The 24,050-nt window shown below is 71.7% G+C and carries 20 protein-coding genes; 11 read left to right on the top strand and 9 right to left on the bottom strand.

All coding sequences use genetic code 11. From position 1 onward, the window contains the following. The gene (locus NI17_RS16875; RefSeq protein ID WP_084012403.1) at positions 1–996 is read left to right on the top strand and encodes an inorganic phosphate transporter; all 996 of its coding nucleotides are present in this window, start codon (positions 1–3) and stop codon (positions 994–996) included. Between the two features lie 419 nt (positions 997–1,415). Here the strand turns inward: NI17_RS16875 and pstB are convergent, their stop codons facing one another. The 7 genes from pstB to NI17_RS16840 all read right to left on the bottom strand — a co-directional run bounded on the left by pstB (position 1,416) and on the right by NI17_RS16840 (position 9,132). Then, the gene (gene pstB, locus NI17_RS16870; RefSeq protein ID WP_068688154.1) at positions 1,416–2,195 is read right to left on the bottom strand and encodes a phosphate ABC transporter ATP-binding protein PstB; all 780 of its coding nucleotides are present in this window, start codon (positions 2,193–2,195) and stop codon (positions 1,416–1,418) included. Positions 2,196–2,252: 57 nt separating this feature from the next. Next, entirely contained in the window at positions 2,253–3,341 is a 1,089-nt protein-coding gene (gene pstA / locus NI17_RS16865; protein ID WP_068688155.1) for a phosphate ABC transporter permease PstA, read from the bottom strand. Continuing rightward, positions 3,342–4,304 (bottom strand): phosphate ABC transporter permease subunit PstC, encoded by a 963-nt coding sequence (gene pstC, locus NI17_RS16860; protein WP_068688156.1) that lies wholly within the window; start codon positions 4,302–4,304, stop codon positions 3,342–3,344. 304 nt (positions 4,305–4,608) lie between these two features. Continuing rightward, the gene (gene pstS / locus NI17_RS16855; RefSeq protein WP_068688157.1) at positions 4,609–5,724 is read right to left on the bottom strand and encodes a phosphate ABC transporter substrate-binding protein PstS; all 1,116 of its coding nucleotides are present in this window, start codon (positions 5,722–5,724) and stop codon (positions 4,609–4,611) included. A gap of 271 nt (positions 5,725–5,995) precedes the next feature. Beyond that, the gene (gene mshD, locus NI17_RS16850) at positions 5,996–6,961 is read right to left on the bottom strand and encodes a mycothiol synthase (RefSeq protein ID WP_243597531.1); all 966 of its coding nucleotides are present in this window, start codon (positions 6,959–6,961) and stop codon (positions 5,996–5,998) included. A 37-nt stretch (positions 6,962–6,998) separates the two neighbouring features. Continuing rightward, positions 6,999–8,153, bottom strand: coding sequence for a hypothetical protein (locus tag NI17_RS16845; RefSeq protein WP_068688158.1), 1,155 nt, complete (start codon positions 8,151–8,153; stop codon positions 6,999–7,001). Between the two features lie 217 nt (positions 8,154–8,370). Continuing rightward, complete coding sequence (locus NI17_RS16840) at positions 8,371–9,132, bottom strand: winged helix-turn-helix transcriptional regulator (RefSeq protein WP_068688159.1); 762 nt, start codon at positions 9,130–9,132, stop codon at positions 8,371–8,373. A 108-nt stretch (positions 9,133–9,240) separates the two neighbouring features. Here NI17_RS16840 and NI17_RS16835 point away from each other — a divergent pair, with 108 nt between their 5' ends. The 8 genes from NI17_RS16835 (at position 9,241) to NI17_RS16800 (ending at position 16,768) form a co-directional block, all read left to right on the top strand. Next, a complete protein-coding gene (locus NI17_RS16835; protein WP_068688451.1) occupies positions 9,241–9,501 on the top strand; it encodes a MoaD/ThiS family protein in 261 nt (86 codons plus the stop codon). A gap of 112 nt (positions 9,502–9,613) precedes the next feature. Next, complete coding sequence (locus NI17_RS16830; RefSeq protein ID WP_341721527.1) at positions 9,614–9,835, top strand: glutaredoxin family protein; 222 nt, start codon at positions 9,614–9,616, stop codon at positions 9,833–9,835. A gap of 197 nt (positions 9,836–10,032) precedes the next feature. Next, positions 10,033–10,725: a redox-sensing transcriptional repressor Rex gene (locus tag NI17_RS16825; protein WP_068688161.1), complete on the top strand. Its 693-nt coding sequence runs from the start codon at positions 10,033–10,035 to the stop codon at positions 10,723–10,725. A gap of 87 nt (positions 10,726–10,812) precedes the next feature. Beyond that, complete coding sequence (locus NI17_RS16820) at positions 10,813–12,255, top strand: glutamyl-tRNA reductase (RefSeq protein WP_068688162.1); 1,443 nt, start codon at positions 10,813–10,815, stop codon at positions 12,253–12,255. A 1-nt stretch (position 12,256) separates the two neighbouring features. Next, a complete protein-coding gene (gene hemC / locus NI17_RS16815; RefSeq protein WP_068688163.1) occupies positions 12,257–13,216 on the top strand; it encodes a hydroxymethylbilane synthase in 960 nt (319 codons plus the stop codon). A 52-nt stretch (positions 13,217–13,268) separates the two neighbouring features. Continuing rightward, the gene (locus NI17_RS16810) at positions 13,269–14,957 is read left to right on the top strand and encodes a bifunctional uroporphyrinogen-III C-methyltransferase/uroporphyrinogen-III synthase (protein WP_068688164.1); all 1,689 of its coding nucleotides are present in this window, start codon (positions 13,269–13,271) and stop codon (positions 14,955–14,957) included. Positions 14,958–14,977: 20 nt separating this feature from the next. Beyond that, positions 14,978–15,961 (top strand): porphobilinogen synthase, encoded by a 984-nt coding sequence (gene hemB / locus NI17_RS16805; RefSeq protein ID WP_068688165.1) that lies wholly within the window; start codon positions 14,978–14,980, stop codon positions 15,959–15,961. Between the two features lie 138 nt (positions 15,962–16,099). Further along, positions 16,100–16,768, top strand: coding sequence for a bifunctional DNA primase/polymerase (locus NI17_RS16800; protein WP_068688166.1), 669 nt, complete (start codon positions 16,100–16,102; stop codon positions 16,766–16,768). A gap of 93 nt (positions 16,769–16,861) precedes the next feature. Here NI17_RS16800 and pglX read toward each other — a convergent pair whose 3' ends face one another. Together pglX and rraA are read right to left on the bottom strand one after the other, a co-directional pair. After that, positions 16,862–20,482: a BREX-2 system adenine-specific DNA-methyltransferase PglX gene (gene pglX / locus NI17_RS16795; RefSeq protein WP_068688167.1), complete on the bottom strand. Its 3,621-nt coding sequence runs from the start codon at positions 20,480–20,482 to the stop codon at positions 16,862–16,864. 513 nt (positions 20,483–20,995) lie between these two features. Then, a complete protein-coding gene (gene rraA, locus NI17_RS16790) occupies positions 20,996–21,487 on the bottom strand; it encodes a ribonuclease E activity regulator RraA (protein ID WP_068688168.1) in 492 nt (163 codons plus the stop codon). A gap of 205 nt (positions 21,488–21,692) precedes the next feature. On the opposite strand from rraA, the gene hemL reads away from it, so the two are divergent. Both hemL and NI17_RS16780 read left to right on the top strand, forming a co-directional pair. Next, a complete protein-coding gene (gene hemL / locus NI17_RS16785; RefSeq protein WP_068688169.1) occupies positions 21,693–22,985 on the top strand; it encodes a glutamate-1-semialdehyde 2,1-aminomutase in 1,293 nt (430 codons plus the stop codon). A 106-nt stretch (positions 22,986–23,091) separates the two neighbouring features. Then, entirely contained in the window at positions 23,092–24,036 is a 945-nt protein-coding gene (locus NI17_RS16780) for a LysR family transcriptional regulator (RefSeq protein ID WP_068688170.1), read from the top strand. Positions 24,037–24,050 lie beyond the last annotated feature (14 nt).

Here is a 24,050-nt window from a genome sequence, read left to right as displayed (position 1 = left end):
GTGCTCCTCGAACCCGCGCTGCTCGCGGTGGTCATGGCGGCCCTGGTCTTCGCGTTCACCAACGGTCTCCACGACGCCGCGCACACGATCGTCACCTCCGTCGCCTCCAGGGCGCTCACCCCCCGGATCGCGATCCTGCTGGCCGTGCTGATGAACCTGCTGGGGGCGTTCCTCGGCGAAGGCGTGGCCCGCACCATCGGACAGAACATCATCAGCCCCACCGAGGGAGGCGACGGCCTCGCGGTGCTGTTCGCCGCGCTGTGCGGCGCGGTCGCCTGGAACCTCTTCGCCTGGTACCGGGGCATGCCCTCCTCCGCCTCGCACGCGCTCGTCGGCGGGATGGTCGGCGCGGCGCTGGCCTCGGCGGGGAGCGTCCACTGGGGCGGCGTCGCCACCAGCTTCCTGATCCCCATGCTGGTGGCTCCACTGCTGGGGTGGCTGTTCGGCTACCTCATCATGCTGGCGATCCTGTGGCTCTTCCAGCACACGAGCCCGCGCTCGGTGAACCGGGGCTTCAAGCTCGCCCAGAGCGTGTCGGCGGCGGCCCTGGCGCTGGGCAACGGCCTCCAGGACGCCCAGAAGACGATGGGCATCGTGGTCCTGGCCCTGATCACCGTCGGGCGACAGGACACCTACCACCTCCCGGACTGGGTGGTGGTCTGCTCGGCGGTGGCGATCTCGCTGGGCACCGCCACCGGCGGGTGGCGGATCATGCGCACCCTGGGACGCCGGATGATCCACATCGATCCGGCCCGGGGATTCTCGGTGGAGGCGGCCGTCTCGATCATCATGGGTTTCACCGCGCTGGTCTGGTACGCGCCGATCTCCAGCACCCACACCACCACCTCGGCCATCGTGGGCGCGGGCACCGCCCGGAAGTTGGCGGCGGTGCGCTGGGGGGTGTTCGTCAACATCGTGTGCTTCTGGCTGCTGACCGTCCCCGCGACGGCGGTGCTCTCGGCCTGCGTCTACGGACTGGTGCGGCTGGTCTTCTGAGCGGCAGAGCCCCCGGGCGGCCTCGCCCCGAGTTGAGGCCGCTCACCCCACGGAACCGCAACGACCCAGGACCTCGACCACATGCCCCAGGTGCTCCCTGGGAGAGAAGAGGTGGGGGTCCTTGGCCCGAGACGGGCCGCCACGGATGCCGGGCGTGGTGGGCGAGGGCGTCGGCGACGGCCAGCAGGGAGCGGGCGGTCTCCGGGGCGGGGCCGGGAACGCGGCGGCGGGAGCGGCTACGGCGGGCAGGGGCGGACCGCGTGGGGGCCGCCCCCACCCCCGGGGTGACGTGCTCTGAACCGCGATGGTCTCGACACCAGGGGGCCTTCTTCGCGCAACATCGCCCTCTGGTGTCGAGACCATCGCGGTTGGCGGCCCGCCTGCTCCCAGGCGGGCCGCGGTCGGAGCCGAGGTCCGGGTCAGCCGAAGCGGCCGGTGATGTAGTTCTCGGTCTCCTTCTTCTCCGGCTTGGTGAAGATCTTGTTGGTCTCGTCCATCTCGATGAGCTTTCCGGGCTTGCCGGTGCCCGCCAGGTTGAAGAACGCCGTCACGTCGCTGACCCGGGCGGCCTGCTGCATGTTGTGCGTGACGATGACGATCGTGTAGTTCTCCTTCAACTGGGCGATCAGGTCCTCGATCGCCAGCGTCGAGATCGGGTCCAGCGCCGAGCAGGGCTCGTCCATGAGCAGCACGCTGGGCTCCACCGCGATGGCCCGCGCGATGCACAGCCGCTGCTGCTGACCGCCCGACAGGCCCGCGCCGGGACGGTCCAGGCGGTCCTTGACCTCCTCCCACAGGTTCGCGCCGCGCAGGGACCGCTCCACCAGGTCGTCGGCCTCGGACTTGCGCAGCCGCTGGTTGTTGAGCTTGGCCCCGGCGATGACGTTGTCGTAGATGGACATGGTCGGGAACGGGTTGGGACGCTGGAAGACCATGCCGACCTCGCGGCGCACCGCCACCGGGTCCACGTCGGCGGAGTAGATGTCCTGGTCGTCCAGGAGGACCTTGCCCTCGACCCGGGCGCCCGGGGTGACCTCGTGCATCCGGTTCAGGGTGCGCAGGAAGGTGGACTTGCCGCAGCCCGAGGAGCCGATGAAAGCGGTGACCGACCGGGGTTCGATGGTCATCGAGACGTCCTCGACGGCGAGGAAGTCACCGTAGTAGACGTGCAGTCCGGAGACGTCGATTCGTTTGGCCACTGTGTTTCCTAAAGACCGTGGTTGATGGGGACAGACTGTGGGGAGGGCCCGGACGGGTCAGCGCCCCGTCTTGGGAGCGAGGAAGCGCGAGACCAGGCGTGCGGCGAGGAACAGCAGCATCACGATGATGATCAGCGTCAGCGCACCGGCCCAGGCGCGCTCGTAGTTGATGGCACCGCCCATGCGGACCTGCGAGTAGATGAACACCGGCAGGCTCATCATCTGTCCCTCGAAGAGGTTGGCGTTGATGGCGACGGCCGAGGAGCCCGCGGTGAGGATGAGCGGCGCGGTCTCGCCGATCACGCGGGCCAGTGCCAGCATCACACCGGTGGTGATTCCCGCGACGGCGGTCGGCAGGACCACCTTGACCACGGTCAGCCACTTGGGCACGCCCAGCGCGTAGGAGGCCTCCCGCAGCTCGTTGGGGACCAGGCGCAGCATCTCCTCGCAGGAGCGGACCACGACCGGGATCATCAGCACCGACAGCGCGATCGCACCGGCCGCGCCGTTGGTGTTGCCCGGCCCGAACAGCAGGATCCACAGCGCCACCACGAACAGGCCGGCCACGATGGACGGGATGCCGGTCATGACGTCCACGAAGAACGTAATGGCCTGCTTGAGTCTTCCCCTGCCGTACTCCACCAGGTAGATGGCGGTCATCAGGCCGATGGGGACCGAGATCACCGCGGCCATGAGGGTCATCATCAGGGTGCCGACGATGGCGTGGTAGGCGCCGCCCGCGTCCATGCTCGGGGTGACGCCGTTCATGGAGACGGTCAGGAAGTAGCCGTCCAGCCGGATCAGGCCCTCCGACAGCACCGTCCACAGCAGCGAGACCAGCGGCACCATGGCGATGCCGAAGCAGACGTAGACGACCGAGGTGACCAGCCGGTCCTTGGCCTTGCGGCCGTTCTCCACGACGGTGGAGAACGCGGTGACGACGACCGCGTAGCCCACGGCGGTGGCGATCGCCCACAGCGCGGGGTTCCACAGGTCGAACAGGTACAGGGCTCCCGCGGCGACCAGGGCGGCACCGACGAGCAGTACCGGCGGCAGGAGCTTGGGCAGTGTTCTGCCGCCCAGCGAGGACGTGATCGGTCGGGGCGGCACGGTCTTCTCCGGAGCGGACAGTTTCGTGGCGGACATTTACGCGAACTCCTTGCGGCGGGAGACGACGAAGCGCGCTGCCATGTTCACGATCAGGGTGATGGCGAAGAGGACCAGACCGGCCGCGATCAGCGCGGAGACGCCGTAACCGGTGGCCTCGGGGTACTGCAGGGCGATGTGCGCGGCGATGGTCTGGTTGCCGCTCTGCAGCAGGAACCAGGAGATGACCAGGGAGGGCGACAGGATCATGGCCACGGCCATGGTCTCACCCAGCGCGCGCCCCAGGCCGAGCATCGCACCGCCGATGATGCCGGGGCGGCCGAAGGGCAGCACCGCCATGCGGATCATCTCCCAGCGGGTGGCGCCCAGTGCCAGGGCGGCCTCCCGGTGCGCCTGCGGGACCTGGAGGAACACGTCGCGGGTCATGGCGGTGATGATCGGCAGGATCATGACCGCCAGCACGATGCCCGCGCTCAGCATGGTGCGGCCGGTCGTGGAGACCGGACCGGCGAACAGCGGGATCCAGCCGAAGTAGGTCTCCAGCCAGGCGTAGAACGGCACCAGTTGCACGACGAGCCAGCCGATGCCCCACAGGCCGTAGACGACACTGGGGATCGCCGCGAGCAGGTCCACCAGGTAGCCCAGGACCGCGGCGATGCGGCGGGGCGCGTAGTAGGCGATGAACAGGGCGATGCCGATGGCGACGGGGGTGGCCAGGACGAGGGCGATCGCCGCGGCCAGCACGGTGCCGAACGCCAGGGCGGCCACGCCGAACGCGGGCTCCTCACGGGTGTTGGCGTCCCATTCGGTGCTGGTGAGGAAGTTCGCGGTGTTCGCGGCCAGGGAGTCGAAGGACTGGATGATCAGGAAGGCGGCGACCCCCGCCAGGATCGCCAGGATCAGGATGCCTGACCCCTGCGCTCCCCGGGCGAAGAGGACGTCACCGATCCGACGTCTGCCCTGGGGCGCGCGGGCCGTCGTGGACGGGTCCGTGGTGGTCATGTGAGACTCCGGTCGAGATGGTGCGGGTTCGTCTGGAGAGACGGCGTCTGCACTCGACGCGGTCCTTCCAGACGAGGGCAGGGCCCGTTACATTGTGGAGTTCGCTCCGACCGCGACGGAAGGAACCCGGCCGTCGGTCCGCAAGTACCCGGCGACGCGGTGGTTTCTTCGGTCGGGGCGAGAATCGCGGTTCCGTCGCCGCGCCACCGGCGCGTCCGGGAGGCGGCGACGGACAACGCAGCCAAGGGCGGGGCCCACAGCTGGCTGTGGAACCCCACCCTTGAAGTGGTAGGCGTGGCGCTGATCAGCTCGCGGCCTGGATCTGGTCCAGAACGGACTGGATGTTCTCGCGGGTGCCCTCGGAGATCGGCGCGGAGCCGGCCTCGTCGGCGGCGGCCTGCTGGCCCTCCTCGCTGGTGACGTAGCCGAGGAAGCTCTTCACCAGGTCGACCTCGGACTGCTCGGGGTACTCCATGCACACGATCTCGTAGCTGACCAGCACGATCGGGTAGACCCCGGACTCCTCGGTGGCGTAGTCGAGCTCGACGGCCAGGTCGTTCTCGGTGTTGCCCTCGCGCGGCTCGGCGGAGTCGACGATCGCGGCGGCGGCCTCGGGGCTGTAGGGGACGAACTCGCCACCGACGCCGACGGCCACGGTGCCGAAGTCGGCGGCGTGCGAGGCGTCCACGTAGCCGATGGTGCCGGTGCCGCCCTGGACGGCGGAGACGACGCCGGAGGAACCCTGGGCGGCCTCGACGGGCTCGATCGGCCAGTCGCCGCTGACCTCGTGCGGCCAGGCGTCAGGAGCGGCCTCGGACAGGTAGGCCACGAAGTTCTCGGTGGTCCCGGACTCGTCGGAGCGGTTCACCGGGACGATGGGGGTGTCGGGCAGTTCGACGTCGGGGTTGTCGGCGGCGATCGCCTCGTCGTTCCACTCGGTGATCTCCTGGTTGAAGATCCCGGCGATCACCTCGGGCTTCAGGTTCAGCGAGTCGATGCCCTCGAGGTTGAAGATGACGGCGATCGGGCTGATGTAGGCGGGAAGGTGGACGACCTCGGAGCCGCAACGCTCGGTGGCCTGCTCGGTCTCCTCCTCGTCCATGGCGGCGTCGGAACCGGCGAAGGACACCGCTCCCTCGATGAACTGGGAACGGCCCGCTCCGGAACCCACCGAGTCGTAGTTGACGGTGGTGTCCGCGCAGGCGCCGGTGTAGGCGGCCACCCACGCGGCCATGGCGTTCTCCTGCGAGCTGGCGCCGGCACCGGCCAGGGTGCCACCGCCCTGGACGCAGTCGACGCTGCCCGCAGCCGCGGCACCGTTCTCGGTCGAGTCGACAGCCTGGTCGCTACCGCAGGCGGAGAGCGCAAGGGCGCCGGCGAGGGTCGCGCCCGCGATCTTGCCATACCTAGAGAGCTTCACAGCCCCGGTGTCCTTCCTCTGGCTTACTCACCATTCGTGCGGGGGAACGGTCGGCGCTCCCGCCGAAAGCCAAGGTAGGGAGCCGAAGTGGCCAGTCGTACCAAAGAAGGTGAACGAGTAGTGAACGTCACCATGAATGCCGTCAAAGGCAGTTCGTCTTTCTGGTGGAGATCGAGTGAACGACGCACCTTTTGGGGTAATTGTCCCTAATTAACCTGGGACGACATCATATGGCGGGGTAGGTGAACACCGAGAGTGAACGTGAGCCGGGTCACCGGTCGGTGCGCCCGTACATGACGTCGCTCTCCCACAGTTCGAAGCCGAGCGACCGGTACAGCCGCACCGCGGGACGGTTCTCCTCGTCCACGTACAGCAGTACCCACGGCAGCCCCCGGTCCCGCAGGTGACGCAGCCCGACCAGGGTCAGCACCCGGCCCAGTCCGCTGCCCTGCCAGGCGGGATCCACACCGACCACGTAGACCTCGCCCACCGGTTCGCCGTCGGTCAGTCCCGCCCCGTCGGCGTGCGTCTTGGTCCAGTGGTAGCCCGCGATCCGGCCGTCGCGCGGATCGACCGCGACGAAGAAGCCCTCGGGGTCGAACCACTCCTCCCGCTCGCGCTGCCGCAGATCCTCCAGGGTGATGCCGCCCTGCTCGGGATGGTCGGCGAAGGCGCGGGCGTTGGTGCGCAGCCACTCCCGCTCGTCGGCGCCCACCCGGAAGGTCCGGATCTCCAGGATCTCGGTGATCTTCGGAGCCGGTCGGGGCTCGGGCAGTTCCGGGGCGGCGGCCCGCTCCGTCGCGCGCAGCGGCAGCCGCATCTTCCACAGTCCCCGCATCCGCTCCAGCCCCGCCGAGGCTGCCAGCGCCCGGGCCGCCGCCAGGTCGCCGTGCGCCCACACCCGCAGGCCGCGCGCGCCGGCGCTGGCGAACAGGTCGTCCAGCAGCCGCCGCCCCAGCCCGCGCCGCCGGAACGCGGGCGCGACCGCCAACTCCGCGGAGTCCGGCTCGCCCGGCGCGGCCTCGGCGAACGCGAAACCGCCCAGGACCTGCCCCCGGTCGGTCGACACGTGGGCCAGGTGGAAGCGCGACCGTCCGAGGGCGCCGTGCCGGACCCGCAGCAGGGTCTGCTCCGACAGCGCGTCGACGCCGTCCGTCTCGCGTACGGTCCGGGCCAGCGCGAGCACCGCCTCGACCTGTTCGGCGTCGAGCGCGTCGGTGGTGAGGATGTGGCTCATGCGACGAGCCTACCGATCCGCCCGTGCGCGACGCCGTTCAGTGCCTGCGTCGGCGGCCGACGTAGGCGTGTCTGACGCGCACCCGCCGGACCGGCCCCAGGGGGGTGGCCAACAGCAGCAGGAGCATCAGGACCAGCAGCAGGACGAACGGGGTGACGAGCGGGTCGACCCGCTCGTCCTCCTGGGCGACGGTGGCGGCGGCGTCGTTCCCGCCGTCCTCCTCGCCCGGCGTGACCATGGGGAGTTCGGCGTACTCGTCCGCCGGACCCGCCAGTTCGGGGAGATCGACCGCGTCGGTCGGCAACTGGCCCCGGGACGGGATCGAGGGGTTCGGGGAGGGGGAGTCCGGTGTGCGAGTGGACACCGGACTGTGCGGCGCGGGGGGACGCTGGGGGGTACGCGCGGGCGAGGGGGAACGCGTGGCCGGGGGAGTCCGGTCCGGTGTGGAGGTGCTGGGCGGCGCCGAGGTCTGACCGCCCGGCTCCTGCCCTCTGTCGGGGCTTCTGGTGGGTGTCGACGTGGGCGCCGGTGAGGTGGGCGTCGGGATGGGCGTGTCCACCGTCACCCAGGCGCTGATCTCCGCTGTTCCGGTGCGGATGACCGCGCATTCGCCGCTGCTCGGTGACGCCGTGGGGGAGGGGGAGGTCCCCGGCCGGGGCCGAGCGGACGGATCGGCGGTCGCGGACGGGTCGGCGCTCGCGGACGCGGAGGGCGGACCGGAGGGGCTCGGCGAGGGGGAGGGAGTCGGGGAGGGGGACGGGGAGTGGGAGGGGGACGGCGGGGCGCACGGAGTCTCGTAGGAGTAGCTGACCACGACATCGACCCTGATCTCGGAGCCCGCCGCGTTCTCCGCCGCGGCGCCCACAACCTCGGCCCCGGCGGAGTCCTGGGGACCGAGTGTCTCGGGCAGCCCCGTGACCTCGAGCTCCCGGACCGCCGACGAGTCGGCCGTCGCGGTCGCGTCGGTGATGGTGATCTCGGAGGAGCCGAGGGTGTTCTCGACGGACAGCGGCAGGGAGAACGAGACTCCCGGAGCGACGCTCCGGTTCTCCGTCCTCAGGACGAGGGTGGCGTCGGCGGAGGCGGGCAGCGTGGGCACCAGGACGCAGCCGATGAACATCGCGCCCAGCGGGATTCCGATCCGCCTACGCCGCGAGGAGCGGGACGGGGGCGCCTCCATCCCAGGGGGCATGGGAGGATCCTCCTCGGTTCCAAACCGCGTGCTTTCGACCGTGCGGACCTGTCGCGGTCGGCCGGAGACCTGCGTGCGACCGAGCCGCGGGGCGGCCGGTCGCACGACAACCGGTTTCCAGCATCCTAGGTGTTTCGGCTCCGGAATACGACCCCTGAGTGGTCGTCCGGTGACACGGAGGATGCGCCAGGGGTGCGGGGGAGCACACGCGGGAGGCTCAGACCTTGTGCTTGGCCAGTCGCTCCGCCTCGTCCGCCTGCGGTACCGCCTCGTCGCCCGCGGCCTTGGCCACGGGGTCCATGACGAAGCGGTAGCCGACGTTGCGCACGGTTCCGATCAGGGACTCGTACTCGGTGCCGAGTTTGGCGCGCAGCCGCCGCACGTGCACGTCGATCGTGCGGGTGCCGCCGAAGTAGTCGTAACCCCACACCTCCTGGAGAAGTTGGGCGCGGGTGAACACCCGACCGGGGTGCTGGGCGAGGAACTTCAGGAGTTCGAACTCCTTGAAGGTGAGGTCGAGGATGCGGCCGCGCAGTCGGGCGATGTAGGTGGCCTCGTCGATCACCAGGTCGCCGCGGCGGATCTCGTCGGGGTCGTCGGCCGCGCTGTCGGCCTGGCCGATCGACAGCCGCAGTCGCGCCTCGACCTCGGCGGGGCCGGCGGTGGTGAGCAGGAAGTCGGTCACCTGCCAGTCCGGGGTGAGGGCGGCGACACCGCCCTCGGTGAGAACGGCGAGGAGCGGGCAGTCCAGACCGGTGGTGTTCAGCAGGCGGCACAGGTTCCGCACCGACGCGAGGTCGGTGCGGGCGTCCACCAGGATCGCGTCCACCGGCAGTCCGGCCGCGCGGTCGTGCCCCGGAGACAGCAGCGCGCTCGCCTCGGCCGGCGCGACACGCACCGAGTGGAGAAGCAGCCCCAGAGCGGGCAGGATCTGATCGGACGGTTCGTTGGAGTTGGTCAGTAGCAGAAGGTGGCTCATGCGCCTCTTCCCGTCACCCGCGAACGGTGTGTACGAAGGCCCCATTGCCCCCGACAAGAATGCTCACTGGAAAAATTGCCTCCGAGTAAACACAAGGATAATCCGTTGATGCCGCACGGGACCATCAGGTACTGGGCGGCGGCCAAGGCCGCCGCCGGTCGCGCCGAGGAGACCTTCGCCGCAGGGACTCTGGGCGACCTGTTGGAACAGGTCCGTCGGAAACATGAGGGAAACGCCACATTGCTCGGTGTTTTGGATCGTTCGTCGTTTTTGGTGGACTCCACTCCGGTGGGTACGCGACCGCACGGAGAGGTCGCCCTGGAGCCCGGCTGGACCGTCGAGGTGCTGCCGCCGTTCGCGGGCGGGTGAGTCGTCGGCCGACGACGGGCCGCGGCCCGTCGGAGTCCCGGAGTTGAGGAGAAGAGGAATGGCCCTGTGGCCGAGCCGACCCGAGGACAGTGAGAATCCTCACGTGGTCACGATGCTGGGCAAGCCCGGCTGCCACCTGTGCGACGACGCGCTCGCCGTCATCGCGCGCGTCTGCGCCGACCTCGGGGCGCGCTACGAGGTCCGCGACATCACCGTGGCCGACGACGAGGAGAAGGAGGAGTACTGGGACAAGATCCCGGTCGTCTTCGTCGACGGCGAGCAGCACGACTTCTGGAGGGTGGACGAGCGGCGGCTGCGCGACGCGCTGCGCTGAGCGGGCGGCGGGCCCACGCGCGCGTTCTCCCGTGTGACGTCCGACCCCACTTTGTGCGTGCTTTCACAAGGGCGTAACCTGAGGGCAAATTCCTTCCGGCCGGTCACGTGGCGGCTACCACCCAACTCCGCCGAGACTGACCCCGAACCGGCCAGGAGAAGGCCCATGACGCCGATGTCGCCCAGGAGCGCGCACCTGTGACCAGCCGTCCGTCACGGCCTCGGGATAGGGGGATCCCGGAGGCGACAGTCGCCAGACTCCCCCTCTACCTACGTGCGCTGCAGGGGCTGAGCGAACGGGGAATCCCGACGGTGTCGTCCGGGGAGCTGGCCTCGGCCACGGGGGTCAACTCGGCGAAACTCCGCAAGGACCTCTCCCACCTGGGCTCCTACGGGACCCGCGGGGTGGGCTACGACGTCGAGTACCTCATCTACCAGATCTCCCGTGAACTCGGCCTCACTCAGGACTGGTCCGTGGCCATCATCGGCGTCGGCAACCTGGGACGCGCGCTCGCCAACTACGGGGGGTTCGGCACCCGCGGGTTCCGGATCGCGGCACTGCTGGACGCCGCCCCCGAGGTGGTGGGCTCGGAGGTGGCGGGGCTGACCGTACGGCATATAGACGGTCTGGAAGACGTTGTCACCGGTGAGAACGTCTCGATCGGAGTCATCGCGACCCCGGCGAAGGCCGCACAGGGAGTGTGCGACCGGTTCGTGGCCGCCGGGGTCACCAGCATCCTGAACTTCGCCCCCGTGGTACTCAATGTGCCTGACCACGTGGATGTGCGTAAGGTCGATCTGTCCATCGAACTCCAGATCCTGGCCTTCCACGAGCAGCGCAAGTCCGCGGGGCGCCAGGGGCCGGACTGGATGGACGTCCTGGAGGTCTGACACCGACCGACCGCCGGGGCGGCGGGCGCCCGAACGGACGCGCGCACAGGAAGGGAGCGTTGCGAAGATGCCTGCATTGGAGTGCGGATGAGTGTCCTCGCCCTGGGAATGAGCCACCGAAGCTCACCCGTGGCGCTGCTCGAACGCGTCGCGCTGAACGGTGAGACCCGCCTCAAACTCATGGCGGAGATGGTCAACACCTCCGCCGTGAACGAGGTGATGATGGTCTCCACCTGCAACCGCACCGAGGTCTACGCGGACGTCGACCAGTTCCATCCGGGCGTGGCCGCCGTCTGCGAGCTGCTCTCCCGTCGCACCGGCGTCTCCCGGGACGAACTCGCCCGGCACTGCTACGTGCACTACGAGGAACGCGCCGTCCAGCACCTCTTCTCCGTCGCCTGCGGCCTGGACTCCATGGTCGTCGGGGAGGGGCAGATCCTCGGCCAGGTCCGCAACGCCCTCAAGGACGCCCAGTACGTCGGCACCCTCGGCCGGGTCCTCAACGACCTCGGCCAGCGCGCCCTGCGCGTCGGCAAGCGCGCGCACACCGAGACCCACCTCGACCAGGCCGGCGCCGACATGGTCAGCTTCGGCCTGACCGTCGCCCGACGGCACCTGCCCGCCGCGCCCCTGTCCGGGACGCCGACCGCCTCCGCCGCCTGCCCCGTCGCCGCGGACCTCACCGAGGAGGTCACCGCGGCGCTGCCCACCCCCCAGACCCTCACCGGCCGCCGGGTCATGGTGCTCGGCGCGGGCTCCATGAGCGCGCTGTCGGCCAACACCGTCGCCCGGCAGGGCGCCAGTACGGTGCTCGTCGCCAACCGCACCCTGGAGCGCGCCGAACGCCTGGCCGAGTGCCTCACGGAGGGCTACGAGTCGGTGCGCGGCCGCGCGGTGCCGTTCGAGGAGGCCGCCGCCCACCTCGCCGACGTCGACCTGGTCATCTCCTGCACCGGCGCCCAGGGGGTGGTTCTCACCGCCGCGGAGGTGGCCGCCGCCGTCGGCGACCGCACCGACCGCCCCCTGGTCTTCCTGGACCTCGCGCTGCCGCACGACGTCGACCCCGCGGTGCGCGACCTGCCCGGCGTCCACCTGGTCGACATCGAGGACCTGCGCACGGCCGTGGCCGAGGACGGCGCCAGTGCGGCCGGACGGGTCACCGACCTGGCGGCGGTGCGCGACATCGTCGCCGAGGAGGTGGCCGAGTACCAGGCGGTGCGCAGCGCCGAACGCGTCGCCCCCACCGTGGTCGCGCTGCGCAGCAAGGCCCAACTGGTCGTGGACGGCGAACTGGAGCGGCTCAACGGTCGGCTGCCCGACATCGACGACAGGACGCGCGCCGAGATCACCCGCACCGTGCACCGGGTCGTCGACAAGCTGCTGCACCAGCCCACCGTACGGGTCAAGCAGTTGGCGACCGATCCCGACGGGGTCGCCTACGCGGAGGCCCTGCGGGAACTGTTCGACCTCGACCCCGCGATTCCCGACGCGGTCGTCAAACCCGGCGCCGCGCCCGGCGAGGAGAGATGACATGCCCACCACACCGGCCAGGCTCGGCACCCGCCGCAGCACCATGGCCACGAGCCAGTCCCAGCGGGTCGCCGACACCCTCACCGCGCGCACCGGGGTGCCGGTCGAACTGGTCCTCATCACCAGCTTCGGCGACGTCACCCGCGCCCACCTGACCCAACTGGGCGGCACCGGCGTCTTCGTCAACGCGCTGCGCGACGCCCTGCTGGCCGGAGACATCGAGTTCGCCGTCCACTCCCTCAAGGACCTGCCCACCGCTCCCGCCGACGGCCTCACCCTCGCGGCCGTCACCGAACGCGACGATCCCCGCGACGCCCTGTGCGCCCGCGACGGCCTGAAGTTCGCCGACCTGCCCCCCGGCTCGACCGTCGGCACCGGTTCGCCGCGCCGCGTCGCCCAGCTCGCCGCGCTCCGCCCCGACCTGCGCTACGTGCCGATCCGGGGCAACGCCGAGACCCGCCTGGGCAAGGTCTCCTCCGCGGAACTCGACGCGGTCGTGCTCGCCCGCGCCGGACTGGGCCGGGTGGGCCGCCTCGGCGACGTCACCGACGTGTTCGAGGTCGACCAGGTGCTGCCCGCCCCCGGACAGGGCGCGCTCGCCGTGGAGTGCCGCGAGGCCGACGCCCGGGACACGCTGAGCTGGCTCGCCGCGGTCGACCATCCCCCCACCCGGGCCGCGGTCACCGCCGAACGCGTCGTCCTGGCCGAGCTGGAGGCCGGATGCGCCGCACCGGTCGGCGCCCACGCCGAGTTCACGGCCGACGGCCGCCTCCGCCTGCGCGCCGCCGTGGTCGCCACCGACGGGACACGGGCGGTGCGCGGTGAGCGGGCGGTCGCCGTCGCCGACTTCCCCGACACGGTCCAGGCGGCCGCCGCACTCGGTCGCGGGCTCGCCCACGAGATGATCCAGGGGGGAGCCGACCGGATCGTGGCCGACGCCGCGGAGGGAAAAGAGATCTGACCAGCGTGTCCCAGGCAGCACAGGGACGCGGACAGGTGAGAAGAGGAGCGAAGTGAACCCGCAGACTGAGACCCCGGGCACCGGGGCCGAGGAAGCCGCCAAGCCCGCCGCCGGCCACGTCGCGCTTGTCGGCGCCGGACCGGGCGACGCCGAGCTGCTGACGCTGCGGGGTGCCGCGCTGCTGGAGCAGGCCGACGTCGTCCTCACGTTCCGCGAGCCCGGACCGGCGCTCGCCCGGCACCGGAAGGCGCTGCTGGACCACTGCCGCCCGGACGCCACGGTCGTCGGCCCCGACGAGTACAAGGACAGGGGCGACGCGTTCGCGGTCGCCCAGGCCGCCCGGGGGCTGCGCGTGGTCCGGCTCTACGGCGGCGACCCGCTGCTCGCCGAATCGGGCGCCGGACTCGCCGAAGCGGCCCGGGACGCGGGCATCGAGTTCGAGATCGTGCCCGGACTCCCCGCCGTCACCGCGGTCCCCGCCTACGCGGGAACCGAGCTGATGCCCGAGGGCGTCAACGAGGTCCGGCTGCTCAACGCCGCCGACACCGACGTCGACTGGGTTGGCGCCGCGCAGAGCGGGGCCACCCTCGTCGTGCTGTTCCCCGACGCCCCCAGCGAGGACGACCCGGAGGCGAAGGGGCCCGGTCTCGACCGGATCTGCAAGACCCTCGTCGCGGGCGGACGCGCCGACACCACCCCGGTCTCGGTGACCCGCATGGGCACCACCACCCAGCAGACCACCGTCACCTCCACCCTGGCCCGGTTGGCGGCCGACCTCAAGGCCGCCGACGCCAAGGGTCACACGGTCGCCCGCCCCTCCCTGCTCGTCGTCGGTGAGGGGGTCCGGCGGCAGCAGAAGCTCTCCTGGTTCGAGACCAAGCCGCTGTTCGGCTGGCGGGTCCTGGTGCCGCGCACCCGCGAGCAGGCCGCCGCGCTGTCGGAGCAGTTGCGCGGCTACGGCGCGGTGCCCGAGGAGGTCCCCACCATCTCGGTGGAGCCCCCGCGCACCCCGCAGCAGATGGAGCGGGCGGTCCGCGGCCTGGTCACCGGCCGCTACCAGTGGGTGGCCTTCACCTCCGTGAACGCGGTCAGGGCCATCCGCGAGCGGCTGGAGGACTACGGTCTGGACGCGCGCGCCTTCGCCGGGGTGAAGGTCGCCGCGGTGGGGGAGCAGACCGCCGCCGCGCTGCGGGCGTTCGGCATCAAACCCGACCTGCTGCCGCCCGAGGACAAGCAGTCCGGGGCCGGACTGGTCGAGGTGTGGCCGCCCTACGACGCCGAGATCGACCCGATCGAGCGGGTGCTGCTGCCGCGCGCCGACATCGCCACCGAGACCCTCTCCCAGGGACTGGACAAGCTCGGCTGGGAGGTCGACGACGTCACCGCCTACCGCACCGTGCGCGCCGCGCCGCCGCCCGCGCCCGTCCGCGAGGCCATCAAGGGCGGCGGCTTCGACGCGGTGCTGTTCACCTCGTCCTCCACGGTCCGCAACCTCGTCGGCATCGCGGGCAAGCCGCACGCCACCACGGTCATCGCCGTGATCGGGCCGGAGACCGCCAAGACCGCCGAGGAGTTCGGGCTGCGCGTGGACGTCCAGGCGCCGAAGCCGTCGGTGGCGGTGCTGGCCGAGGCGCTCGCGGAGTTCGGCGCGGCGCAGCGGCGGGCCGCGGTCGAGGCGGGCAAGCCCGTGCTGCGGCCCAGCCAGAAGCGCCGGGGCCGCCGCCGCAAGACCATGATGTGACGCAGGACAGGAGAACCCGAATGACCGCCCGTTTCCCCGTGGCCCGGCCGCGCCGGCTGCGCACCACGCCCGCGATGCGGCGGCTGGTCGCGGAGACGCGCGTCCGGCCCGAAGAGCTCATCCTGCCGATGTTCGTCAAGGAGGGCATCGACGCGCCGCAGGAGATCGCCTCCATGCCGGGGGTCCACCAGCACACCCGTGAGAGCCTGCGCAGGAGCGCCCACGAGGCGGTCGAGGCCGGTGTCGGCGGGATCATGCTGTTCGGCGTGCCCGCGGCCAAGGACGAGCGGGGCTCCTCCGCCGACGACCCCGAGGGGATCGTGCAGCGGGCGCTGCGGGACCTCAACGCCGACCTCGGCGACGACGTCGTACTGATGGCCGATCTGTGTCTGGACGAGTACACTTCGCATGGACACTGCGGACTGCTCACCGACACGGGCGAGGTCGACAACGACGCCACCCTGGAGCGCTACGCCTCGGTCGCGGTGGCCCAGGCCACGGCCGGGGTGGCCGTGGTCGCCCCCAGCGGCATGATGGACGGCCAGGTGGGGGCGATCCGCACCGCGCTCGACGCGGCCGGGCACACCGGCGTCGCGATCCTCTCCTACGCCGCCAAGTACGCTTCGGCGTTCTACGGGCCGTTCCGCGACGCCGCCGAGTGCGCGCCGCGGTTCGGTGACCGCTCCAGCTACCAGCAGGACCCCGCCAACGCGAGGGAGGCGCTGCGCGAGGTCGAACTGGACCTGGCCGAGGGAGCCGACATGGTGATGGTCAAACCGGGACTGGCCTATCTGGACATCGTGGCCAGGGTCGCCGAGGCCGTCTCCGTGCCGGTGTCCGCCTACCAGGTCAGCGGTGAGTACGCGATGGTCGAGGCGGCGGCCCGCAACGGCTGGCTGGAACGCGAACGGGTGATCCTGGAGACCCTCACCTCCTACCGGAGGGCGGGCGCCGGGCAGATCCTCACCTACTGGGCCACCGAGGCGGCGCGACTGCTCCGGTAGCCGGGAACGAGACCGAACTCCCCGGCCGGCCCAGACGGCGTCGGGGAGACGCAGACAGCCCCGACGCCCCGCGGGCCCGGTCCCACGGGCTCCCGCACACCGGGTGTCGGGGGCCGGGACGAGAGTGAGGGGGGATTCATGGTCGGTGTGCTGGGCGGCAGACGCAGACGCCGCCGTCAGAAACCGGCTGCCATGGTCGACGCCGCGCTGGAGTACGCGGCGCTCGGGTGGCCGGTGTGCCGGGGGGCCCACCCCGACCGGGAGGGGCCGCGCGCGTGCACCTGCGACCGGCTGGGTTGTCCGGCGCCGGGCGTGCACCCGACCAGCGCGGCGTGGGCGATGGAGGCCGGCACCGATCCCGACGCCATCAGGCGCTGGTGGAGCTCCGCACCCGAGGCGAACATCATCCTGCCGACGGGGCGGGTCTTCGACGTCTTCGACGTGCCCGCCGGCGCGGGGGTGATGGCCATGGCCCAGATGGACCGGGCGGGACTGCACCCGGGACCGGTCGCGGCGCTGGACGCCCAGCGCTACCTGTTCTTCGTGGCCACCCGCTCCCCCGTCGACGAGGAAGAGTGGTGGTCGTGCCGCCTCGACTGCTTTCCCGAGACGGTCGAGGACACGGCGGGGCTGCGCTGGCACTGCCGGGACAGCTACGTGCCGGCTCCGCCGTCGCTGCTGCCCTCGGGGCGCACCGTCGACTGGATCCGCTCCCCGTTCACCACGGAGGGCCCCGTCCAGTTGCCCGATCCGATCGCGGTGCTGAGCATCCTCGTCGACGTGTGCGGCACCCCCTCCGGCTCCTGAGGGAGGCCCGCGTGCCGACCCGGCCGGTGTGCCGCGGGCTCCGGACGCGGACTCCGGAGCGGAAGCAGCCCCCGGACGGTGGGGCGCCGCGGATCAGGCGGGTCGCCAGGTGGTGAGGTGGTCCTCGCTCAAGTGGTGGCGCTCCTGCTGGTCGGCGAGCCACCGGGTGGTCCGTTCGGCCGTGCCGCCGCCGTGGCCGGGGGAGCCGTGCCACTGGCGCAGCCACGGCAGGAGTTCGTGCACCCCCGCCAGCAGGGGGGTGATCCGCTCGCGGGTCCGGTCCTCGGTGGCGGAGTGGGCCTCGACGAGGTCCATGAGGGCCTCGGCCCGCTGCGCGTGGTCCCATCCGGCCCAGCCGACCACGAGCGCGGGGCCACCGGAGGGCGCGGCGTCGGGATAGGAGACGAACCGCTCCCGCGGCACGTCGAGCCTGCCGCGGAGGGCCCAGTAGGACGGCTGTCGGAAGTCGGCGGAGGTGTACCTGGGCGGCACCGGGATGTCCAACCGCCGCCCGGTGCGGTCCTCCTCGCGCTGTTGGGCCCACACCTGCTCCCACCGGGCGCGTTTGCGCAACCCGGACGGTCTGTAGCGGTGCGCGGCCAGGTAGGGCACGTGCTGGTCGGCGACGAGCCGCTCCAGCACCTCGACCAGGGGCGCGCCGGGGCGGCCCAGGTGGTCGGCGGCGTACCACTCGGCGACCGTGACGACGTCGTCTCCGTCGGATGCGTGGGCGAGGGCGTCGGCCAGTTGGGTCAGGATCATGGCGCGCGGCACGTCGTCGCGCCCGTCCCGGGAGACGAACCACAGGTCACGCCGTTCGCACCGGTTGAGCAGCCAGGACCGCAGCGCGGCGGCCTCCCGTCCCTCCCACGGCTCCTCGGCCCAGCGGCGCTTGCACTCGGGCCGTTCGACCAGCGCCAGGTCGCGGCGCTTCTCGATGAGGTCGATACGGGCCTGCACGACCCTGCGGTACTCCTCGGGCCAGTGCCGGGGGAGTTCGGTGACGGGGGTGGAGCCGTGCCGGGAGAACCAGGCGGTCTCGGAGTCGCCGACCGCGATCTGGCGGGCGAGGACGATCTCGAAGGCGCGCTCCCCCAGGCTGATCTCGGGTGTCTTCGAGGGGTCGGAGGCGACCACGGCCGCGGCCTCGGCGTCGGAGAGCAGCCCGTAGAGGCCGTAGACCTGCCAGTCGAGCTCCTCCTGCAGGGCGATCATCCGACGGCGGACCGACTCGGCGGCGGCCCTGGCCTCGGCCAGCCTCCCGCGGGTGGGCGCCCCCCCGGCCACGGCGGCGGAGGGCTCGTGGGAGGCGGCCTCCCGGGCGAGGGAGTCCAGGGCGCGGCCGAGGTCGAGGGGGAGCAGGGTGGGCAGCGGAAAGCCGTGGAGTTTGGTCGGGGTGAACTGGTAGCGCTCCTCCCACGCCTCCTCCAGGAGCGTGCGCCCCGGCCCGCCGCCGCTTCTGCCCTGGCTCACCTGCTTGAGCCAGAAGCACGCGGTGGAGGAGTTCAGCACCCCGAGCAGCCGCAGGTGGTCCTCCTCGGTGGCCCCCTCCGGGAGCTTGACCACCGGAGCGGTCTGCTTGAAGACCTTCCCGCCCCGGTCCAGCACGAAGTGGTTGTGCGTCGCCGTCTCCCCGTAGGTGATGGACAGCGGGACACGGTAGCGCTCGGCGGGAAACGTCGAGTACTCGTACCAGGTCAGGCCGCGCTCGAGCTGGGTGCTCCCGTAGGCCGACCGGTTGCGCAGCAGGGTGCGGCGGGGCCAGAGGAGGCGTTGCGCCTCGAAGGAGAGGGCGGGTGTGAGCGTCGCGGCGGAGTACGGCCACAGCGAGACGACCGCGTCGGTGATCCGGAAGTCGCGGACGGAGTCGCCCTCCACGACCGGCCGCCGGTGCTCCGCGCCGATCCGGGCGCGCTCCAGCGCGGCCTCGCCCACCATGTAGGCGCAGTCCTCGCGGAGCACCCCGCCGAAGCCGATCTCGGCGACGCGGTCCGAGAGGCGTTCCGGAGCGCTCTCCAGACGACGCCGCAGTTCGTCGGCGCCTCCGCCGCTGAGCGACCAGGGGTGCGTGATACGCAGGTCGCGGTCCCCGTTGCGGACGCTCACCCATGAGGTCTCGATGCCGGGGCGGTGCACGTTCTCGACGATCGAGCGCCACACCAGCCCCTGGGCCGGGTCCTCGGGCGGGCTCGGTTCCCCGCGCACGCCCAGAACCTCCCGGATCGGGTCTGCCCAGCCCTGGATGGTGTTGCGTCCGACGAGGATGACGGTCGGGGCGCCGTGGCCGGGGACGAACGCGCCGGAGGTGTCGATGACGTGGGTCAGTTTCACCTTCCGGCCGAAGAAGTCCTCGATGAGCCTCCTGCCGAACTCGCGTTTCATGAACGAGTTGGCGGTGATCTGCCCGGTGAAGCCCGCGTGCTCACGGGTGGCCAGCCCGAACATCCGCTGGGCGAACGGCACCGACAGCGCGTAGGAGCCCGAGCAGACGTCGTAGGCGGAGCGGTAGTTGGCGTTCTCCTGCTTGTCCCGGACGGTGGTGTAGGGCGGGTCGGCCACCACCACGTGGTAGCTGTTGCTGCCCAGCAGGTCCACCCGCCTGGAGTGCTCCCACACGTCCTCGGTCGTGTAGGCGAACATGCGCCGACCAGCGGGGAGCAGGTCGTCGGCGATGGTCTCCACGCCCCGGCCGTGCAGCAGCGAGTCGCCCACGGCGACGTGGAGGGGAAAGTCGGGCGCCTGGTCCAGTCGCCGGGTCCCGGTCTCCCGCAGCACGGCGACGAGCAGGCGGAACCGGGCGATGCCGACCGCGAACGGGTTCTTGTCGCAGCCGTGCACCGACTCCAGGGTCTTGCGGACCAGTTCCCAGTCGTCGGCCTCCGGCCCCGCGGCCTCGCGGTGCCGGGCGAGGATGCGGGTGAACAGGCCGAGGAGGAACTGGCCGCTGCCGCACGCCGGGTCGATGGTCCGCAGGCCCCTGTGCCGCCAGGCGACCTCGCCGGAGGAGTCGTGCACCTCCAGTTCCGGATCCAGACCGAACTCCTCGATCGCCGGTTCCAGGGTGAGGTCGAGGACGAACTCCTCGACGAACCCGGGGGTCCGCAGCAGGGCGTAGGTCTTGCGCGCGTGTTCGCTGAGGTCCTGGTAGAGGTCCCCGAGGAAACGGGTGTCCAGGTCGGGGTCGGTGAAGACGTGCACCGGTCCGCCGTCGGGGCCGCGGCGGCGCCAGAACCGGAGCAGGGCGCCGGCCGCCTCGTGGCTGGGGGTGATCTGCCACAGCGGGTTGTAGGAGCGGTTGAACAGTCCTTCGGTGGTGCGGTGGCACTTCGCGAGGTGGATGAAGGCGGCGACCAGCCAGTCGCGGTCGCCGAGGTTGGGGGCGGTGGCGGAGAACGCCTGGTGCCGGCTCTCGGCCAGGTCCAGGCGGTCGCCGGGACCGGCGATCCAGGGCTGCTCGATCAGTCCGTTGTCCTCGCAGAACCGCACGAACAGGGTTCCCAGCACCCACGCCGCCGCCACCTGGGTGACCCGCTCGTCCCGCCACGTCCGGTAGGCGGCGGCGGTGCGCTGTGCCTCGAGGGCCTCGCGGTACTCCTCTTCCAGGACGGTCGCGCACTCGTCCTCCCCGCTTCGGGCGCGGAGGTCGTCCTCCAGCAGTGTGACCTGCTGGCGTAGGTCGTCCAGTAGCCCGCCTCGGTCTCTCCGGCCCGCCACCGCGCCTCCCTAAATCCACTTCGGCTTCTCGGGGCACACGCGTTTCTCATCCTGCCAGGCCCCGGGCTTCCCGCAGGGCCGGAACGCGAGATCCGGCCGCGGCGGCGCCGATGGCGGTCAGAGCGTCGGCGACGGCGGGCCGGGCCTCCGGGGCCGGGAACGCCGGGTCCTGCGGGATCCGTCTGGGGAAAATCGCGAATCGACCCACGCTTCCGTCTCATGGGAGTAACATTCTGAAGCAGAGTGCTCACCGAGAGTTTGTACGCGCTGTTTTCCGGCCCCGCCGGGCAGGTGCGGCGTCCGCTTCTCTCGGACGGCGACGGCGACCGTCCCCTGCGGTCGCGGTGGTCGGCGAGCGCGTCCAGGTCCGGGTGGGCGGGCATCCCCGGCATGCTCCGTCCACCCGTCACAGACGGGCCGCGTCCCGGCGTACCAGGGGGAGATGGAAAAAAGGGGGGCACGTCGGGACGCGGCCTCCACCGACGACACCGGCGCCCCCTCGGGGGCGCCGGCTCAGTCCAGCGGCAGTTCCCGCTCGCTGACCACGATCCCGTCCTCGTCGCTGTACAGCCACGCGCCCGGCGCGAACACCACCTGGCCGAAGGCGACCGGACCGTCCACCACGCCGGCGCCCGCCTTGGCGGACTTGCGCGGATTGGACCCCAGTGCCTTGACTCCCAGTGACAGCCCGGCCAGTTCGGCCACGTCGCGCACCGCACCGTTGATCACCACGCCCGCCCAGCCGTTGCGCTCGGCCGCCTCGGCGATCATGTCGCCCATCAGCGCCGACCGCAGCGAGCCGCCGCCGTCCACCACCAGCACCCGTCCCCCTCCGGGCTGGTTGAGGATCTCCTTGACCAGGGCGTTGTCCTCGTGGCACTTGACGGTGCGGATCGGACCGAAGAACGCCCGGACGCCTCCGAACTGGCGGAACTGGGTCTCGCAACTGGCGAGTTCGTCGCCGTGGGCGTCGATCAGGTCGGCGGTGGCGAAGGTCTGGGACATCGCGGTCTCCACGTGGTCGTCGGTGTCGGGAACCGGGAACCCGTGCGGAAGGCCCCGGGAGGCATGGACGCGCCCCCAAAGTTACCCGCCGGTTCGCAGGGGCTCGCGGGCCGGTCCGGACACCGGCGCGGCCCCCCGGAGCCGACCCGGCGGGGCGGCCGAGTCCCGGAAACGGGTGCGGCCGAGGTACTGACAGACTGAAGAGGTGGCTACTCATCAGACATCACGTGAGCTGTTCGAACGCGCCCGCGCCGTGATCCCCGGCGGGGTCAACTCGCCGGTCCGGGCCTTCAAGGCGGTCGGAGGCACCCCGCCGTTCATGGCGTCGGGCAGGGGGGCCCACCTCACCGACGTCGACGGAAACACCTACGTGGACCTCGTCTGCTCGTGGGGTCCGCTGATCCTGGGGCATGCCCACCCGGCCGTCGTCGAGGCCCTGGCCGAGGCCGCGGCGAGGGGAACCTCCTACGGCGCGCCGACCGCCGCCGAGGTGGAGTTGGCCGAGGAGATCGTGGCGCGCACCCCGGTCGAGAAGGTGCGGCTGGTCAACTCCGGCACCGAGGCCACCATGTCCGCGATCCGGCTGGCCCGCGGCGCCACCGGCCGCGCCAAGGTGGTCAAGTTCGCGGGCAACTACCACGGCCACGTGGACGCGTTGCTGGCCGCCGCCGGTTCGGGGGTCGCCACCTTCGCCCTGCCCGACTCGCCCGGGGTCACCGGGGCCAGCGCCGCCGACACCATCGTGCTGCCCTACAACGACGCCGCCGCGGTCGAGGCGGCCTTCGCCGAGTCCGGCGACGAGATCGCCTGCGTCATCGCCGAGGCGTGCCCCGCCAACATGGGTGTGGTCCCGCCCAGGGACGGTTTCAACGCCAGGCTGCGGGAGATCACCGCGCGGCACGGCGCGCTGCTCGTCCTGGACGAGGTCCTCACCGGCTTCCGGGTGAGCCCGTCGGGCTGGTTCGGTCTGGAGGGGGTCACCCCCGACCTCATGACCTTCGGCAAGGTCATGGGGGGCGGGCTGCCCGCCGCCGCGTTCGGCGGCCGGGCCGACCTCATGGACCAGCTCAGCCCCAGCGGCTCCGTCTACCAGGCGGGCACGCTCTCGGGGAACCCGCTGGCCACCGCCGCCGGTCTGGCCACGCTGCGCAACGCCACCCCCGAGGTCTACGCGCGCATCGACGCCGCCGCCGCGCGGGTCTCCGCGGCCGTGGGCGAGGCGCTGACCGCCGAGGGCGTGCCGCACCGCGTCCAGCACGGCGGCAACCTGTTCACGGTGTTCTTCACCGACACCGAGGTGGTCGACTTCGACGGCGCCCGCGCCCAGGACACCGCCCGTTACGCGGCGTTCTTCACCGCGATGCTGGAGCGGGGCGTCTACCTGCCGCCCGCGGCGTTCGAGGCGTGGTTCTTCTCCGCCGCCCACGACGACGCGGCCCTGGACCGGATCGTCTCCGCGCTGCCCGCCGCGGCCAAGGCGGCGGCCCAGGCGGGCTGACCGGGAAGAGCTCCGGGCGGCCCAGGTCCGGGAGGCCGGGGCCGCCCGCGCAGTCGGGCTACGGATTTCGCTGGCCCACTGTTAAAGAGATCTTTACGATGGGGTGATGCTCGATCTCGACCGCCTGAGGGCGCTCCACGCGATCGCCGAGTACGGTTCGGTGAGCGCGGCCGCGGAGGTTCTGGGCATCACCACCTCCGCGGTCTCCCAGCAGATCGCCAAGTTGGAGCGGGAGACCGCCTGCCGGCTTCTGGAACGCAGCGGGCGCGGAGTCCGGCTCACCGACGCCGCGATGCTGCTGGCCGGGCACGCCGAACGCATCCTCGGTCTCGTCGCCGAGGCCGAGGCCGACCTGGAGGCCAAGCGCGGCAGCGTCGTGGGCAAGCTCAAGGTCGCCTCCTTCGCCACCGCCTCGCGCGGGATCATGCCGCGTGCGCTGCGCACGGTGACCGAGGCCCACCCCGAACTCACCGTGGAGCTGCACGAGTGCGACCCCAAGGCCGCGCTGCCGCAGGTGCTGCGCGGCGACTTCGACCTCGCCGTCGTCCACGACTGGCGCGGCTCGCCGCTGTCCTTCCCCGAGGGGATGGACAAGCTCCACCTCATGGACGACCCGGCGGAGATCGCGCTGCCGAGCGCGCACCCGTTGGCCGACCGTGCGACGCTGGCCGTCACCGACCTGGCCACCGAGGACTGGGTGGGCGCCCCGCCCAGCGACATCTGCCACGCCTGGCTGTGCCACACGCTGCGCTCCCACGGGATGGAACCGCGCATCGTGCACTTCTCGCAGGAGTACCCCACCCAGTTGGCCCTGGTCGCGGAAGGCCACTGTGTCGCGTTACTGCCCCGCCTGGGCAGGGGTACTCTTCCTGCGGGGGTTGTCGCGGTCCCGGTCCGTCCCCGCCTGGTACGCCACCTCTACATCGTGTGGCGCTGCGAGTCCAGGCGCCGTCCCGCGGTGCAGGCGATGGTGGAGGCCCTGCGCGAGGCGGTCGATACGGTGGGGACCACGCGGACGGTCCACCTCCGCCCCGGTTCCGTCACCGCGTGAACCGGGCCAGGAAC

Origin of the sequence: Thermobifida halotolerans (genome assembly GCF_003574835.2) — a bacterium.
GTDB classification, from domain to species: Bacteria; Actinomycetota; Actinomycetes; order Streptosporangiales; family Streptosporangiaceae; genus Thermobifida; species Thermobifida halotolerans.
This window is presented reverse-complemented; position numbering and strand designations above follow the sequence as displayed.